The organism is Providencia rustigianii DSM 4541 (assembly GCF_000156395.1).
Lineage (GTDB): Bacteria > Pseudomonadota > Gammaproteobacteria > Enterobacterales > Enterobacteriaceae > Providencia > Providencia rustigianii.
This window is the reverse complement of the sequence record NZ_GG703818.1, coordinates 925,694-941,937: the sequence shown is the minus strand read 5'-3', so window position 1 is coordinate 941,937 and position 16,244 is coordinate 925,694. Positions and strand designations below refer to the sequence as shown.

Annotated in this window: 16 protein-coding genes; all 16 read left to right on the top strand. The window is 43.9% G+C overall.

Translation table 11 applies throughout. From position 1 onward, the window contains the following. Nucleotides 1-149: 149 nt before the first annotated feature. Nucleotides 150-614, top strand: coding sequence for a tRNA (adenosine(37)-N6)-threonylcarbamoyltransferase complex ATPase subunit type 1 TsaE (gene tsaE / locus PROVRUST_RS09435; RefSeq protein WP_006814566.1), 465 nt, complete (start codon nt 150-152; stop codon nt 612-614). A gap of 14 nt (nt 615-628) precedes the next feature. Next, nucleotides 629-1,945 (top strand): N-acetylmuramoyl-L-alanine amidase AmiB, encoded by a 1,317-nt coding sequence (gene amiB / locus PROVRUST_RS09430; protein WP_006814565.1) that lies wholly within the window; start codon nt 629-631, stop codon nt 1,943-1,945. An 11-nt stretch (nt 1,946-1,956) separates the two neighbouring features. After that, nucleotides 1,957-3,912: a DNA mismatch repair endonuclease MutL gene (gene mutL / locus PROVRUST_RS09425; protein WP_006814564.1), complete on the top strand. Its 1,956-nt coding sequence runs from the start codon at nt 1,957-1,959 to the stop codon at nt 3,910-3,912. Beyond that, entirely contained in the window at nt 3,905-4,846 is a 942-nt protein-coding gene (gene miaA / locus PROVRUST_RS09420; RefSeq protein WP_006814563.1) for a tRNA (adenosine(37)-N6)-dimethylallyltransferase MiaA, read from the top strand. The genes mutL and miaA overlap by 8 nt, the downstream gene beginning before the upstream one ends. A gap of 105 nt (nt 4,847-4,951) precedes the next feature. Next, complete coding sequence (gene hfq, locus PROVRUST_RS09415; protein WP_006814562.1) at nt 4,952-5,248, top strand: RNA chaperone Hfq; 297 nt, start codon at nt 4,952-4,954, stop codon at nt 5,246-5,248. 91 nt (nt 5,249-5,339) lie between these two features. Further along, complete coding sequence (gene hflX, locus PROVRUST_RS09410) at nt 5,340-6,620, top strand: ribosome rescue GTPase HflX (RefSeq protein ID WP_006814561.1); 1,281 nt, start codon at nt 5,340-5,342, stop codon at nt 6,618-6,620. A 171-nt stretch (nt 6,621-6,791) separates the two neighbouring features. Then, complete coding sequence (gene hflK, locus PROVRUST_RS09405; RefSeq protein WP_006814559.1) at nt 6,792-8,000, top strand: FtsH protease activity modulator HflK; 1,209 nt, start codon at nt 6,792-6,794, stop codon at nt 7,998-8,000. Between the two features lie 2 nt (nt 8,001-8,002). Next, nucleotides 8,003-9,004, top strand: coding sequence for a protease modulator HflC (hflC, locus tag PROVRUST_RS09400; protein WP_006814558.1), 1,002 nt, complete (start codon nt 8,003-8,005; stop codon nt 9,002-9,004). A gap of 285 nt (nt 9,005-9,289) precedes the next feature. Next, complete coding sequence (locus tag PROVRUST_RS09395) at nt 9,290-10,591, top strand: adenylosuccinate synthase (protein WP_006814556.1); 1,302 nt, start codon at nt 9,290-9,292, stop codon at nt 10,589-10,591. Nucleotides 10,592-10,890: 299 nt separating this feature from the next. Then, the gene (gene nsrR, locus PROVRUST_RS09390) at nt 10,891-11,313 is read left to right on the top strand and encodes a nitric oxide-sensing transcriptional repressor NsrR (protein ID WP_039854879.1); all 423 of its coding nucleotides are present in this window, start codon (nt 10,891-10,893) and stop codon (nt 11,311-11,313) included. 41 nt (nt 11,314-11,354) lie between these two features. Further along, a complete protein-coding gene (gene rnr / locus PROVRUST_RS09385; protein ID WP_039854878.1) occupies nt 11,355-13,832 on the top strand; it encodes a ribonuclease R in 2,478 nt (825 codons plus the stop codon). 65 nt (nt 13,833-13,897) lie between these two features. After that, nucleotides 13,898-14,635 carry a 23S rRNA (guanosine(2251)-2'-O)-methyltransferase RlmB gene (gene rlmB, locus PROVRUST_RS09380; protein ID WP_006814553.1) on the top strand — a complete coding sequence of 246 codons (738 nt, stop codon included), beginning with the start codon at nt 13,898-13,900 and terminating at the stop codon, nt 14,633-14,635. A gap of 165 nt (nt 14,636-14,800) precedes the next feature. Next, entirely contained in the window at nt 14,801-15,196 is a 396-nt protein-coding gene (rpsF, locus tag PROVRUST_RS09375) for a 30S ribosomal protein S6 (RefSeq protein ID WP_006814552.1), read from the top strand. Nucleotides 15,197-15,204: 8 nt separating this feature from the next. Then, nucleotides 15,205-15,522, top strand: a complete 318-nt coding sequence (gene priB / locus PROVRUST_RS09370) for a primosomal replication protein N (protein WP_039854876.1) — start codon at nt 15,205-15,207, stop codon at nt 15,520-15,522. A 4-nt stretch (nt 15,523-15,526) separates the two neighbouring features. Then, nucleotides 15,527-15,754: a 30S ribosomal protein S18 gene (gene rpsR, locus PROVRUST_RS09365; protein ID WP_000135199.1), complete on the top strand. Its 228-nt coding sequence runs from the start codon at nt 15,527-15,529 to the stop codon at nt 15,752-15,754. 38 nt (nt 15,755-15,792) lie between these two features. Continuing rightward, entirely contained in the window at nt 15,793-16,242 is a 450-nt protein-coding gene (gene rplI, locus PROVRUST_RS09360) for a 50S ribosomal protein L9 (RefSeq protein ID WP_006814550.1), read from the top strand. Nucleotides 16,243-16,244 lie beyond the last annotated feature (2 nt).

Here is a 16,244-nt window from a genome sequence, read left to right as displayed (position 1 = left end):
CCCCCTGTTGAGCTTTGCGATCAAGGTCAGAAACTTCTGATCTCGATGTTCACACAATGTTAAATAAGAAAAATGGATCTGCTTAGGTTAATATAAGCGGTAATATCAATTCTGATTCGATTTTATCATTATAATTGGCTGCACCAACTATGAAAGAATGCACAATACAACTCGCTAATGAAGAGCAAACAGTTGCGCTGGGGCGCGCTATTGCCAGTGCTTGCCATCAAGGCGTTGTGATTAACTTATATGGCGATCTTGGCGCAGGAAAGACGACATTTAGTCGTGGATTCCTTCAAGCGCTTGGTCATAAAGGTCACGTAAAAAGCCCGACTTATACATTAGTTGAACCCTACGAATTAGCGGATAGACAGGTTTTTCATTTTGATCTCTATCGTTTAGCTGATCCTGAAGAACTTGAGTTTATGGGAATTCGCGACTATTTTTCGGGCAACTCAATCTGTTTGGTTGAATGGCCACAGCAAGGCAAGGGATTTTTACCTGAAGCGGATCTTGAACTCCATTTAACGTATAAAGATGAAGGGCGCCAGGCACGTTTAGTGGCTTTTTCGGCAACTGGAGAGTCGTTACTAGAAGCATTACCGGTATTCTAAGGAATATATAGCTCATGATGAATGCATCGATAAACAGAATAACAACTAAGGGTCTTTTTTCTTTCTTTTTATTATTGATAGTGTTTGCGCTAGGCTTAATGACATCCTTGGCTCAGGCTGCATCACTTTCTAATATTCAAGTCAATAATAGCCCTTCACAGGCGCAAGTGACATTAACTTTTGTTGATGGAAAGCCTGATTATTCGACCTTTCCGTTGCATTCACCTGAACGTTTAGTGGTTGATATCCAACAAAGTGGTAAAATCATCGGTTTACCAATTAAGCTTCCGAAAGGTGATTTAGTTAAACAGGTGCGCTCAAGTCAAGCTCCCGATAACCGTCATCAACGTATCGTATTAGAGCTGTCCCAAGCAGCAAAAACCAAAGCGATAGTTAAGCAAGTTTCTGGGCAATATCAATTGGTATTGACAGTATCAACGGGTAATAGCAGCTCATCGAACTCTTTCAATAGCACTGATATGGCTCAGCCTGCGGTGACAACATCAACACGTAATCCATCAACTGTGCAAGAGAAACCGCTAAAAATGAATTCTCCGGCGGTGACGCCAGCCACAGTACCTGCAACAAAGCCTGCAGTAACAAAAAGCTTACCGAAAGGAACTAAGCAGGTCGTGATTGCGATTGATGCAGGGCACGGTGGTAAAGATCCCGGCGCGATTGGTAAAAATGGTTATAAAGAAAAAGACGTCACCCTGAGTGTAGCGCGTAAACTGTATCAAAAACTCGATGCAGACCCGATGTTTAAACCCGTTATGACGAGGGAGGGTGACTACTTTATTTCAGTCAGTGGCCGCTCGGATGTCGCACGTAAAAAAGGTGCCAATATGCTGGTTTCCATTCATGCTGACTCCGCACCAAACAGCAGTGCGCGAGGTGCCTCTGTTTGGGTGTTATCAAATCGTCGAGCGAACAGTGAATTAGGTAGCTGGTTAGAACAGCGTGAGAAACAGTCAGAATTACTAGGTGGTGCTGGTGATGCGCTTAGTGGCGCCGACCCTTATTTAAGCCAAGCAGTATTGGATTTGCAATTTGGTCATTCACAGCGTGTTGGTTATGACGTGGCTGTTCATGTGATTCGTGAACTTCGTAAAGTAGGTAATATTCATAAGAAAACCCCAGAACATGCCAGTCTCGGTGTGTTACGTTCTCCGGATATTCCATCAATCTTGGTTGAAACTGGGTTTATCAGTAACACAGCAGAAGAGCAGCTATTAAAATCAAATGATTACCAAGAGAAAGTCGCGGATGGTATTCATCAAGGGTTGCGTCAGTATTTCTTAGCGAACCCGTTACAAGCCGCCCCAAAATAAGCGAGTAGATAATGTCGATTCAAATTCTCTCTCCACAGCTAGCTAACCAAATAGCAGCGGGTGAAGTGGTCGAAAGACCAGCATCTGTTGTGAAAGAGCTCGTAGAAAATAGCCTAGATTCAGGGGCTACACGCATCGATATTGATATCGAGCGAGGGGGAGAGAAATTGATCCGTGTTCGTGATAACGGCTGCGGGATCAATAAAGATGAATTAGTTCTTGCATTAGCGCGCCATGCGACGAGCAAAATTGCCACATTAGATGACCTTGAAGCCATCATGAGTATGGGATTTCGTGGCGAAGCATTAGCGAGCATTAGCTCCGTCGCACGCTTAACATTGACGTCGAAACCCGCAGAGCAAACGGAAGCATGGCAATCTTATGCGGAAGGGCGGGATATGCAAGTGACCGTCAAACCAGCCGCACATCCCAATGGCACGACAGTCGAAGTGCTGGATTTATTTTACAATACTCCCGCACGCCGTAAATTTATGCGTACGGAAAAAACAGAATTTGGTCATATTGATGAGATTGTTCGCCGTATTGCGCTTTCTCGTCCCGATGTTGCGATAAACCTGACTCATAATGGTAAATTGGTGAAGCAGTATCGTGCTGCCCATGATGATATTCAGCAAGAGCGTCGCCTCGGGGCAATCTGTGGTACTGGATTTATGCAAGGGGCATTAGCGTTATTGTGGGAACATAGTGATTTAGCAATCAAAGGCTGGGTTGTTTCGCCGTCATCTTCTCATCATGTTGCGAGTGATATTCAATATTGTTATGTGAATGGACGAATGATGCGCGACAAGCTGATTAACCATGCTATTCGCCAAGCTTATGAAGGGCATCTTGATGAAAACCAGCAGCCTGCCTATGTCCTATATTTGACGATCGACCCAAAGCAAGTGGATGTTAATGTTCATCCAGCGAAGCATGAAGTACGCTTTCATCAAGCTCGTTTAGTACATGATTTTATTTATCAAGCTGTTCGTACGGTACTGCTTAATACTACCGCTGTTGATCAGTTACCAGGAATTGAACCAATATCTTCAGAAATTGAAAATCGAGCTTCCGCTGGGGAAAACTATTTTGCCTCTCCGGTATCTGTGGGAAGCGTGGTAAAAAATCATGAACGCCATGATCATCAACCAGTGTATGCCCGAGAATCTCAGGCCTCATATAGCGAACCGAAAACAGCCTCTTCAGCCTCTAAAAGCCCCTATGTTCCGGTAGAAAATAATACAAACAAATACTCTGCACCGGATTATGACCGTAAAGCTGGGGAACTCTATCAAAGCTTGATGTCTATCCCTGTTGCTCCTGAGGACAAAAAAACATTATTTCCAGAAAGAAAACCATTAGGAACTCATTCAATATCGAGCCAATCTGTGGCAGAAAATGCGGATGGCTACCAATTTGGCAAAGTATTGACAATTTACGCAAAAAACTTTGCATTAATTGAGTCTTCATTGGGCATAATCCTGTTATCCTTAAATGAAGCGAATTATTTGTTGAAGTTAGCTCAGCTCTCTCCAGCAGAAGAATCTTTAAAGCCTCAGCCGTTGTTAATCCCGTTAAAATTGTCATTAAAAAATGACGAGGTAGAGGTTTTACAACGATATAAGGCACAATTAACATTATTTGGTATCGAAGCCACTATATTTCATGGAAAAGTGACTATTCATACGGTATCGTTACCATTAAGAACACAAAATTTATCTCAACTTTTTTCCGATTTAATTGCGTTTTTGTCGACAAAAGAAAGTGTTACTAATGAAAATATCGCGCAATGGTTAGCAAAAGCGATTTCACAGACAAAAATTGAGGAAAGTTGGAGTTTGGCACAGGCTGTTCAGTTACTCGCAGATGTTGAGCGGATCTGTCCGCAGTGGGTGAAAAATCCACCGCCAACATTATTACAATTAATTAATTTACAATCCGTGGTAGCTACACTAACAAATGAGTGATTTAGTAACTCAAAAAAAACCGGATGCAATATTCCTTATGGGCCCAACGGCCTCGGGTAAAACTGCTTTAGCGATTGAACTGCGCAAGCACTTACCAGTAGAAATAATCAGCGTTGATTCAGCGCTGATTTATCGAGGAATGGATATTGGTACCGCAAAGCCAAATGAAGAAGAACTCAGCCAAGCCCCCCATCGTTTGATTGATATTCTCGATCCGTCACAACCTTATTCAGCGGCTGATTTTCGTCGTGACGCATTAAATGCAATGGATGAAATTACATCTCAAGGTAAAATTCCATTGTTGGTTGGCGGGACTATGCTTTATTTTAAAGCCTTGTTGGAAGGGTTGTCTCCTTTGCCTTCCGCGTCACCAGAAATTCGCGAGACAATTGAGCAAATCGCTCATGAACAAGGTTGGGGTGAAATCCATCGTCGTTTAGCTGAAGTAGACCCTGTTGCAGCAGCGCGAATTCATCCTAATGATCCACAAAGATTATCCCGAGCTTTAGAGGTATATCTCATTTCGGGACAAACTTTGACTGAAATGACTCAAACAGCGGGCACAGAATTGCCTTATAATGTGTTTCAGTTTGCTATTGAGCCACAAGATCGTAAAATTTTACATGAGCGTATCGAGCGACGTTTTCATTTAATGCTAGAGGCAGGATTTGAGAATGAAGTTAGAGCGCTATACCAACGAGGAGATCTCCATGTCGACTTGCCGTCTATCCGTTGTGTAGGGTATCGACAAATGTGGTCATATCTCGATGGTGAAATAGATTATGATGAAATGGTTTATCGAGGGATCTGTGCGACACGTCAATTGGCGAAACGGCAGGTCACTTGGTTGAGAGGCTGGGATAATGTTCACCGGTTAGATAGTGAACAACCTCAGCTGGCGCTTGACACAGTTATACAGGTTGTTAGTGCATAGGGCTATTGTTTGTGTACAATTAAAACGTTAAGCGTAATTTTTGAGTAGTAATTTTTGGAATCGACAGATTCTCATTTAAAAACAACAAAATAAGGAAAACATAGAATGGCTAAGGGGCAATCTTTGCAAGATCCGTTCCTGAACGCATTACGTCGTGAAAGGGTTCCGGTCTCTATTTATCTCGTTAATGGTATTAAATTACAGGGTCAAATCGAATCTTTTGACCAATTTGTTATTTTGCTGAAAAACACAGTTAGCCAGATGGTTTATAAACACGCTATCTCTACTGTTGTTCCGGCACGCCCTGTTTCTCATCATAGCGGTACAGGTACTGCTGGCGCAGGCAATAGCAACTACCATTCAGGTGGTGCTGCTGGGCAAGATGGCGAATCAGCTGAATAAGACTGTACGCTAAAAACAAGGAAAGCATGGGTAGGGAGACTATACCTGTGTTTTTCCTTTGCAATTATTATTGAGCCTAAGAGGTTACACCTTGTTTGATAGGTATGAAGGCGGTGAACTGGCTGTACTTGTTCATGTTTTTTTTGACCAAGAAAAAGACGTTGATAATTTAGCAGAATTTGAGTCCCTAGTGACTTCTGCTGGGGTTAAACCCGTACAAATAGTAACTGGCAGCCGCAAGGCACCTCACCCAAAGTTTTTTGTTGGGGAAGGAAAAGCTGAAGAAATCGCTGAAGCAGTCGAGGCGAGTGGTGCAGATGTGGTGCTATTTAATCATACTCTTAGCCCTGCTCAAGAACGTAATCTTGAAAGGCTTTGCCAATGTAGGGTTATTGACCGTACAGGGGTGATTTTAGATATTTTTGCTCAACGTGCGCGTACGCATGAAGGTAAACTTCAAGTTGAATTAGCTCAACTACGGCATCTATCAACTCGCTTAGTGAGGGGATGGACGCACCTTGAGCGACAAAAAGGCGGGATTGGTTTACGCGGTCCCGGTGAAACTCAGCTTGAAACAGACCGTCGATTACTACGAGATAAAATCAAACAGATATTATCCCGCCTTGGACGAGTCGAAAAACAGCGTGAGCAGGGACGTCAATCAAGAAATAAAGCGGATATTCCGACAGTTTCTTTGGTTGGCTATACCAACGCCGGTAAATCCAGTTTATTTAACAGGATGACGTCGGCAGATGTTTATGCTGCGGATCAACTGTTTGCCACACTGGACCCGACATTACGTCGTATTGATGTTAATGATGTCGGCACTGTAGTTCTGGCAGATACGGTAGGTTTTATTCGCCATCTCCCCCACGACTTGGTTGCAGCATTTAAAGCAACCCTGCAAGAAACTCGTGAAGCAACTTTATTGCTCCATGTGATTGATGCAGCAGATAATCGTTTGGATGAAAATATTCAGGCGGTTGAAAGTGTGTTGGAAGAGATTGAAGCGAATGAAATACCGACACTTTTAGTGATGAACAAAGTTGATATGCTGGAAGATTTTGTCCCGCGTATCGACAGAGATGAGGATAACAAGCCTGCTCGTGTCTGGGTTTCAGCGCAAACAGGTGAAGGTATCCCTTTGTTGCTTCAAGCATTGACGGAACGCCTTTCAGGTGAAATCGCACATTTTGAATTGCGTTTACCACCCAATGAAGGCCGTTTGCGGAGCCGTTTTTATCAACTTCAATCCATAGAACGTGAGTGGCAAGAAGAGGACGGTACCATCGGTCTTGAGGTGCGTATGCCAATGGTGGATTGGCGACGTTTATGTAAGCAAGAGCAACAATTACCTGATTATGTTGTTTAAAGACGATGTTACTTCAGTTTTTATACTGGCGTAATCGCAACATAGTTAGGCAATGGAATTGATATTAAGAGCCAATATGCTCGACTTAATTCACGATCCCAAGTGGTTGACTGAAGAAAGCGAATTTTGCTCTTAGCCCTAAAAATCAATCATAAAGAATGGAGCTAAAACATGGCGTGGAATCAGCCCGGTAATGACGGACAAGACCGCGATCCGTGGGGAAGCGGCAATAAAGGCGGCAACTCTGGCGGGAATAAAGGCAGTCGGAAACCTGGGTCTTATGATCTCGACGATCTCTTTCGTAAAATAGGCAGCAAGCTCGGCGGTGGCGGTAAAAAGGGCGGTGGTGAAGGCGATACTAAACAACCATCTCAATTTAGCGGTCGCCTAGGAATGTTAGCCGTTGCTGCAATCGTTGTTGTATGGGCCGGATCTGGCTTCTATACCATTAAAGAAAGTGACCGTGGCGTAGTGTTACGTTTTGGTGAGTACAATGGTATTGTCGGACCTGGTTTGAACTGGAAGCCAACTTTTATTGATAACGTGGTTCCAGTCAACGTTGAAACAGTTCGCGAACAAGCAACTAATGGCATGATGTTAACGTCAGATGAAAACGTGATCCGCGTTGAAATGAACGTACAATATCGTGTTACAGACCCTGCTCAATATCTATTTAGCGTGACGAATCCGGATAATAGTTTACGTCAAGCTCTGGATAGCGCAGTGCGTGGTGTTATTGGTCAATCAGCCATGGAGCAAGTATTGACTACGAATCGAGCCTTTATCCGTGATGTTACACAGAAAGAGCTAGAAGCGACGATTGCACCATACAAAATGGGTATCACATTACTCGATGTCAACTTCCAAGCGGCTCGTCCGCCTGAAGATGTAAAAGCGGCATTTGATGACGTAATTTCGGCAAGGGAAGAAGAACAGAAAACTATTCGTCAAGCGCATGCTTATCGAAATGAAGTTCTGCCATTGGCGAAAGGTAATGCTCAGAAGATGATCGAAGAAGCTGAGGCTTATAAAGCGAGTGTGGTCTTCAAAGCAGAGGGTGAGGTCGCAAGTTTTGCGAAAATGTTACCTGAATACCGTGCTGCACCAGAGATTACTCGTGAGCGTCTGTACATTGAAACGATGGAGCGCGTGTTAGCAAATACACGTAAAGTTATTGCGAATGATAAGAGCAACAGCATGTTAGTGCTGCCACTTGATCAAATCATGCGTGGAACGAATGGCAACACAGCCACTGCTCCAAAAACAAATCAGTCAGCAAGAATGACGAACCCAACGGAAAGTACATCTTCTACGGGTACAGCACCCGCTCAGCCAGATAATGCTGTGCGCGGTGATGCAGTTAGAGTAGGGAGACAATAATCATGCGTAAGTCTTTAATCTTTATTGTTATTGCTGTTTTGGCAGTTGCCTACGCATCTATCTTTATTGTTCCTCAAACTGATCGCGGTATTGTTTTACGTTTTGGTAAGGTTTTGCGTGATTCTGAAAATAAACCGATCATTTATGAGCCGGGTCTACATTTTAAAGTTCCATTTATTGAAACAGTAAAAATGCTAGATGCACGTATTCAGACATTAGAAATTCAAGCTGACCGTTACCTGACTAGCGAAAACAAAGACTTAATGGTGGATTCATACCTGAAATGGCGTGTTACGGACTTCAGCCGCTACTATGTAGCGACAGGCGGCGGTAACCCATTCCAAGCAGAAACACTATTAAAGCGTAAGTTTAGTGACCGTTTACGTTCTGAGTTTGGTCGTTTAAGCGTGAAAGACATCATTACCGATTCTCGTGGTCGTTTAACGGTAGATGTTCGTGATGCACTGAACAAAGGTACGGCAACCGACGAAGCAACAAAAGATGCAGATGCTGCAATTGCAGATGCTGCGGCTCGGGTTGAGCAAGAAACAAACTTGAAGCCACTGGTTGTCAATGCGAACAGTATGGCGGCATTAGGTATCGAAGTGGTCGACGTACGTATTAAACGTATTGAATTACCAAACGAAGTTTCTGAGGCAATTTATGCGCGTATGCGTGCAGAGCGTGAAGCAGTTGCTCGTCAGCATCGTTCTCAAGGCCAAGAAGAAGCAACGAAAATTCGTGCGGTTGCAGATAAAACAGTAACGGAAACTTTAGCAGAATCTGAGCGTACTGCGCTGACTCTGCGAGGTGAAGGCGATGCAATGGCAACTAAATTGTTTGCTGATGCATTTAACCAAGATCCTGAGTTCTATGCCTTTATCCGTAGCTTACGTGCTTATGAGCAGAGCTTCAAAAGTGGTGACGACGTAATGGTACTTAGCCCAGACACTGACTTCTTCCGCTTTATGAAGGCACCAACTAAGTTGCGTGCACCAGATTAATCAACAGCCAACTTAAGTTACGTGCAACGAGCTTAAATTACTGTTAATCTAATAAAGAAAAGCCCGCTTCGGTGGGCTTTTTTTCGCCTGTCGTTTCAAGTGTCGGATTTTTCAGGGAAAATTGCAGCTGCTCAGGTTGATGAAATTCATTTTGAGTTTACGACAGAAATAAAACTACCATTTTACTTGCTTTCTAGAAAAAAATTTTTGCAATGCCAAAATATCACTGGAACAGTTCATTTTTGATGGTAGAATTCATTTTTAAGCAACCGAGTGTATTTCGAAATGGGTAAGAACGTTGTCGTACTGGGCACCCAATGGGGTGACGAAGGGAAGGGCAAGATCGTTGACTTGCTGACAGAACGAGCTAAATATGTAGTTCGTTATCAGGGCGGCCATAATGCTGGCCATACTCTTGTTGTAAACGGTGAAAAAACCGTTCTCCACTTAATTCCATCCGGTATTCTTCGTGAAAATGTCATCAGCATTATCGCTAATGGTGTAGTTCTTGCGCCTGATGCTTTAATGAAAGAGATGAAAGAATTGGAAGACCGTGGTGTTCCTGTTCGTGAACGCTTACGTATTTCTGAAGCATGCCCACTGATCCTGCCTTATCACATCGCATTAGATAATGCGCGTGAGAAAGCGCGTGGTGCGAAAGCTATCGGAACAACCGGTCGTGGTATTGGTCCTGCTTATGAAGATAAAGTTGCTCGTCGCGGTCTGCGTGTTGGTGACTTATTCGATAAAGCGACTTTTGCTGAAAAATTAAAAGAAATCATCGAATACCATAACTTCCAACTGGTTAACTATTACAAAGAACCTGCGGTTGATTACCAAAAAACCTTAGATTACGTGATGTCAGTTGCAGACCTTCTGACTAGCATGGTAATTGATGTTTCTGATTTGCTCTATAAAGCGCATCAGAAGAATGAATTAGTCATGTTTGAAGGTGCACAAGGCACATTATTAGATATCGACCACGGTACCTATCCGTATGTGACGTCTTCAAATACCACTGCGGGTGGCGTGGCAACAGGTTCTGGCTTAGGTCCTCGCTATGTAAATTACGTTCTGGGCATTATCAAAGCGTATTCTACACGTGTTGGCGCGGGTCCATTCCCAACTGAACTGTTTGACGAAATCGGCGAATTCCTGCGTGAGAAAGGTCAAGAGTTTGGCGCAACCACCGGTCGTAAACGTCGTACTGGCTGGTTAGATATTGTTGCGATTAATCGTGCAGTACAAATCAACTCCTTGTCAGGTTTTTGCTTAACTAAACTGGATGTTTTAGATGGTTTAGAAGAAGTTAAAATCTGTGTAGGTTACCGTCGCCCAGATGGCAAAGTATTAGAAACTACGCCATTAGCTGCTGATGAGTGGGTTGGTTTAGAGCCTGTTTACGAAAGCATGCCTGGTTGGAGTGAAACAACTTTCGGCGTTAAAGAAAGAGCACTGTTACCGCAAGCGGCTTTAGATTATATCCAACGTATCGAAGAGCTGACAGGTATTCCAGTTGATATTATTTCAACCGGTCCAGACCGTTCAGAAACCATGATCCTGCGTGATCCGTTTGACGTTGAGTAATCGCATTGACAGCGCTCATTAGGGCGCTGTTTTTTTATCACCCCTTTTTTCCTTCCATTGAATTCGTTTTTGATAAAAAGTCAAAACTTCCACATAATATCTTTAGTACACTGAACATTCCGTGCCATAGGATACATCTTTATAGGTAGGTATAGGCTAGACTGCAACTAAGGTTATATACTGTGAAAGTTATTCAAAATAATAGCTTTGTTGTTAGATACTCAAAACAAGAAAGATAACTAAGATGGTTAATAGGCATTTAACAACATACTGTAACGCCAAAAATATTTGAGGTGACTGTGCAGCTGACAAGTTTTACTGATTATGGGTTACGCGCCCTAATTTATCTCGCAGCCCTTGAAAAAGGGAAAATGACGAGTATCACAGAAGTTACTGACGTGTATGGTGTTTCTCGTAATCACATGGTTAAGATAATTAATCAGCTTAGTCACCTTGGCTATATTAAAGCCGTTCGCGGCAAAAATGGCGGCATATCGCTAGGTCAACCAGCAGAATCAATTCGGATAGGGGATGTCGTGAGAGCGTTAGAACCCTTGACCCTTGTTAATTGTAGTGGTGAATTTTGTCATATTACACCCGCTTGCCGCCTGAAAGGTGCGCTGAATAAAGCAATACAGCAGTTTTTACAAGAACTTGATCAATATACGCTGGCGGACATGGTAAAAGATAATAGCCCGCTGTATCAATTACTGCTCGATTAATGTCTCAGTAATTTATCACTCTGACGACAATGGAGGTAACAATGTCAAACGATCCTTTTCAGGAAAGAGAAGCAGAAAAATACGAGTCGCCAATCCCTAGTAGAGAATTTATTTTAGATCTCTTATCTAAACGCAGCGCTCCTGCTAATCGTGAAGAAATTGCTCAGTTATTAAATCTCTCTACTGAAGATGAATTAGAAGCATTGCGCCGTCGCTTACGTGCGATGGAACGTGATGGTCAATTAGTATTCACTCGCCGCAAATGTTATGCATTACCAGAGCGCCTTGATCTCCTCAAGGGTAAAGTAATCGGCCACCGTGATGGTTATGGTTTCTTACGCGTTGAAGGTAAAAAAGAAGATTATTACTTATCTCAAGATGAGATGAAGCGTGCTTTACACGGCGATATTATTCTCGCTCAGCCATACGGACAAGACCGCAAAGGCCGCACTGAAGTGCGTGTTGTTCGTGTATTAGAGCCTCGTAATAACCAAATTGTTGGTCGCTATTTTATCGAAGCCGGTATGGGATTTGTTGTCCCTGACGATAGTCGCCTGAGCTTTGATATTTTGATACCAAAAGACCAAACGTGTGGTGCCCGTATGGGTAACGTGGTGGTGGTTGAATTAGTGACTAGACCACAGCGTCGATCTCAAGCAGTCGGTAACGTTATTGAAGTGTTGGGCGAAACTATGGGCACGGGCATGGCGGTTGAAATCGCGCTACGCACCCATGAAATTCCTCACTCTTGGCCGCCACAAGTGACAAAGCAAGTTGCAGATTTAAGCGAACAAGTTCCAGAGTCAGCGAAAAAAGGACGAGTAGATTTACGTGACTTACCTTTAGTGACTATCGATGGCGAAGATGCTCGTGACTTTGATGATGCAGTATACTGCTCACCTAAAAAAGGTGGCGGTTGGCGTTTATGGGTTGCGATTGCGGACGTCAGCTACTATGTTCGTCCACAAACTGCGTTGGATACTGAAGCGCGTAGCCGTGGTAACTCCGTATACTTCCCATCCCAAGTGGTACCGATGCTACCGGAAGTGCTGTCTAACGGATTGTGTTCATTGAACCCAGGTGTTGACCGTCTGTGTATGGTTTGTGAAATGACGGTATCTGCAACAGGTAAGCTTTCATCGTATAAATTCTACGAAGCGGTGATGAGCTCCCATGCACGTCTGACTTACACCAAAGTGTGGAAAATCATCCAAGGTGATGAAGAGCTACGTGAACATTATAAAGAGCTTGTTCCGCACATCGAGCACTTGCACCAATTATACAAAGCATTAGATTCAGCCCGTATTGAACGCGGCGCGATTTCCTTTGAATCGGAAGAAGCTAAGTTTATTTTTAATGCGGAGCGTCGAATTGAACGTATTGAGCCCGTTGAGCGTAATGATGCACATAAATTGATTGAAGAGTGCATGATTTTAGCTAATATTGCGGCGGCTCGATTTGTGGAAAAAAATGAAGAGCCTGCGTTATATCGTGTGCATGATCGCCCTAAAGAAGAGAGCGTGATGAATTTGCGCTCGGTATTCAGCGAGTTAGGTTTAACTCTGCCGGGTGGTATGAAACCAGAGCCGAAAGATTATGCGCAAGTAATGAACGAAGTTGCTGAACGCCCAGATCATGAGTTACTCCAAACCATGATTTTACGTTCAATGAAGCAGGCAATTTACGATCCTGAAAACCGAGGTCACTTTGGTTTAGGACTGAAATCCTATGCACACTTTACGTCGCCAATTCGTCGTTACCCAGACTTATCCTTGCACCGCGGTATTAAGTACTTGTTAGCCAAAGAACATGGTCATGGGGATAAACGCTGGACGGAAACGGGTGGTTGGCATTCCGACATAGAGAGCATGCTTCAGTTAGGTGAACATTGTTCATTGACAGAGCGCCGTGCAGATGAAGCTACCCGTGACGTAGCAGATTGGTTAAAATGCGACTTTATGCAAGACCAAGTGGGGCAAGTGTTCACAGGCTTGATTACCAGCGTCACTGGATTTGGTTTCTTTGTCCGTCTGAATGATCTATTTATTGATGGTTTAGTGCATATCTCCACCCTTGATAATGACTATTATCGCTATGATGCTGTAGGCCAGCGCTTGATTGGTGAGTCATCTAGCACCACGTATCGCCTTGGTGACGAAGTGGAAATCCGTGTGGAAGCTGTACATATGGATGAACGCACCATTGATTTCGCGTTAATTTCGACAACACGTAAAGCGAAAAATCCGGGTAAAACTTCTCGCGACAAGATGAAGTCAGAAGTTAAAAATGCAACACGTCCAGCCCGTCGAAAAGGGGATGTGCGCAAAGAGAAAAACTTTGAGCCTGATTCTGCGTTCCGTCGTTCAGAGAAAAAAGGCAAAAAAGAGGCCCAATCTGATGCTAAGCCTGATGCAAAAGGGAAGAGCAAAAGTAAAAAGCCTTCAGACAAGACTCGAAAAATCAGTGCCAAATTAAAGGCAAAACGTGTTGCCAAAAAATCCCAAAATCAAGAGGGATAACCACGTTTTAATGAAATAAGGTGGTGAGTTATCACCACCTCTACACTCCAACATAAAAGATATTTATGAGCGAAATTATTTACGGCATTCACGCAGTGAAAGCCCTGCTTGAGAATTCACCTCAACGAATTAAAGAAGTTTACATTTTAAAAGGTCGTGAAGATCGTCGCCTAATGCCAATCGTTCATGAAATTGAAGCGCAGGGTATTGTGGTACAAGTGGCGAATCGCCAGTGGATGGATGCACAGACTGAAGGTGCAGTACACCAAGGTATTATTGCGAACGTCTTACCGGGCAAGCAATACCAAGAAGGTGACTTACCTGATTTATTGGAAAGTACCGAATCTCCGTTCTTACTCGTTTTGGATGGCGTCACCGACCCTCACAACTTAGGGGCATGTTTACGTAGCGCAGATGCTGCTGGCGTGCATGCGGTGATTGTACCGAAAGATAAATCTGCACAGTTAAATGCAACAGTGAAGAAAGTTGCTTGCGGGGCAGCGGAAAATATTCCTTTAATTCGCGTGACTAACTTGGCAAGAACATTACGCTTGCTGCAAGAATACAATGTGTGGATCGTGGGAACAGCAGGCGAAGCAGATCATACTCTGTATCAAAGCAAACTTTCCGGATCTATTGCGTTAGTGATGGGCGCTGAAGGGGAAGGTATGCGCCGTTTGACTCGTGAACACTGCGATGAACTGATCAGCATTCCAATGGCTGGCTCAGTTTCCTCCTTGAATGTCTCTGTTGCGACAGGTGTTTGCCTGTTCGAAGCCGTGCGCCAGCGTACCGCAAAATAAGCCCCAAAATAATTTTTGCTTAATTTGTCCCCATCCCTTGAGTTTTTTCTCTGGGATGGGTATAGTTACGCGTCAATTTTTTAGCCGCACTCAATAAGTTCCTTGCCTCCGCGGGCCGCGGTTAACCCAGACAGGAGGCTAATAATCCGTAAGGAGCAACTACTAATGCGTCATTACGAAATCGTTTTTATGGTCCATCCTGACCAAAGCGAACAGGTTCCGGGCATGATCGAGCGTTACAGTGCAGTTATCACTAATGCACAAGGTCAGATCCACCGTCTGGAAGACTGGGGCCGTCGTCAACTGGCTTACCCAATCAACAAACTGCACAAAGCTCACTATGTTCTGTTGAACGTAGAAGCTCCACAGGAAGCGATTGATGAGCTGGAAACTAACTTCCGCTTCAACGATGCCGTTATCCGCAGCATGGTTATGCGCTTAAAACACGCAGTAACAGAAGCTTCTCCAATGGTTAAAGCTAAAGACGAACGTCGCGGCCGTGACCTTTCTGATGATTATCAGGATGAAGAAGTAGAAGAAGCTGGGGATTCTGAAGAGTAATTACTCAGGTGACCGCTAATCGTTTGGTGCTGACAGGCACAGTCTGTAAAGCATTGACTCGAAAAGTGAGTCCGTCCGGCATTCCTCATTGCCAGTTTGTTTTGGAACATCGTTCCCAGCAACAGGAAGCAGGATTGTCAAGGCAAGCATGGTGCAGAATGCCCGTAATTGCTAGTGGACAAGCCTTAGAAACCCATACTCACAGTATAACGGTCGGCAGTCTGATTACTGTTACAGGCTTCATCAGTACCCATCAAGGGCGCAATGGAGTCAGTAAATTAGTCTTACATGCCGAGCAGATTGATTTGATAGATTCTGGAGACTAGCCATATGGCACGTTATTTCCGTCGTCGCAAGTTCTGCCGTTTCACAGCGGAAGGCGTTCAAGAGATCGACTATAAAGATATCGCAACGCTGAAAAACTATATCACTGAAAGTGGTAAAATTGTACCAAGCCGTATCACCGGTACTCGTGCAAAATATCAACGCCAGCTCGCTCGTGCTATCAAGCGCGCTCGCTACCTGTCTCTGTTACCATACACTGATCGTCATCAGTAATTGGTACAGTCCATTAACGACTAATAGAGGATAAGGTAATGCAAGTTATTCTGCTTGATAAAGTAGCTAACCTAGGTAGCCTGGGTGATCAGGTTAACGTTAAATCGGGCTACGCTCGTAACTTCTTAGTTCCACAGGGTAAAGCTGTTCCTGCAACTAAGAAAAACATCGAATTCTTTGAAGCTCGCCGCGCTGAATTGGAAGCTAAATTAGCTGACGTTCTGGCAGCAGCACAGGCTCGTGCAGCAGCTGTTACTGCTCTGGGTTCTGTTACTCTGGCTTCTAAAGCTGGTGACGAAGGTAAACTGTTCGGTTCAATCGGTACTCGTGACATCGCTGATGCAATTACTGCAGCTGGCGTTAAAGTTGCGAAAAGCGAAGTTCGCCTGCCAAATGGCGTTCTGCGTACTACTGGTGATCACGAAGTTCACTTCCAGTTACACAGTGATGTTTTCGCAGAGCTGAACGTTATCATCGTTGCTGAGTAATC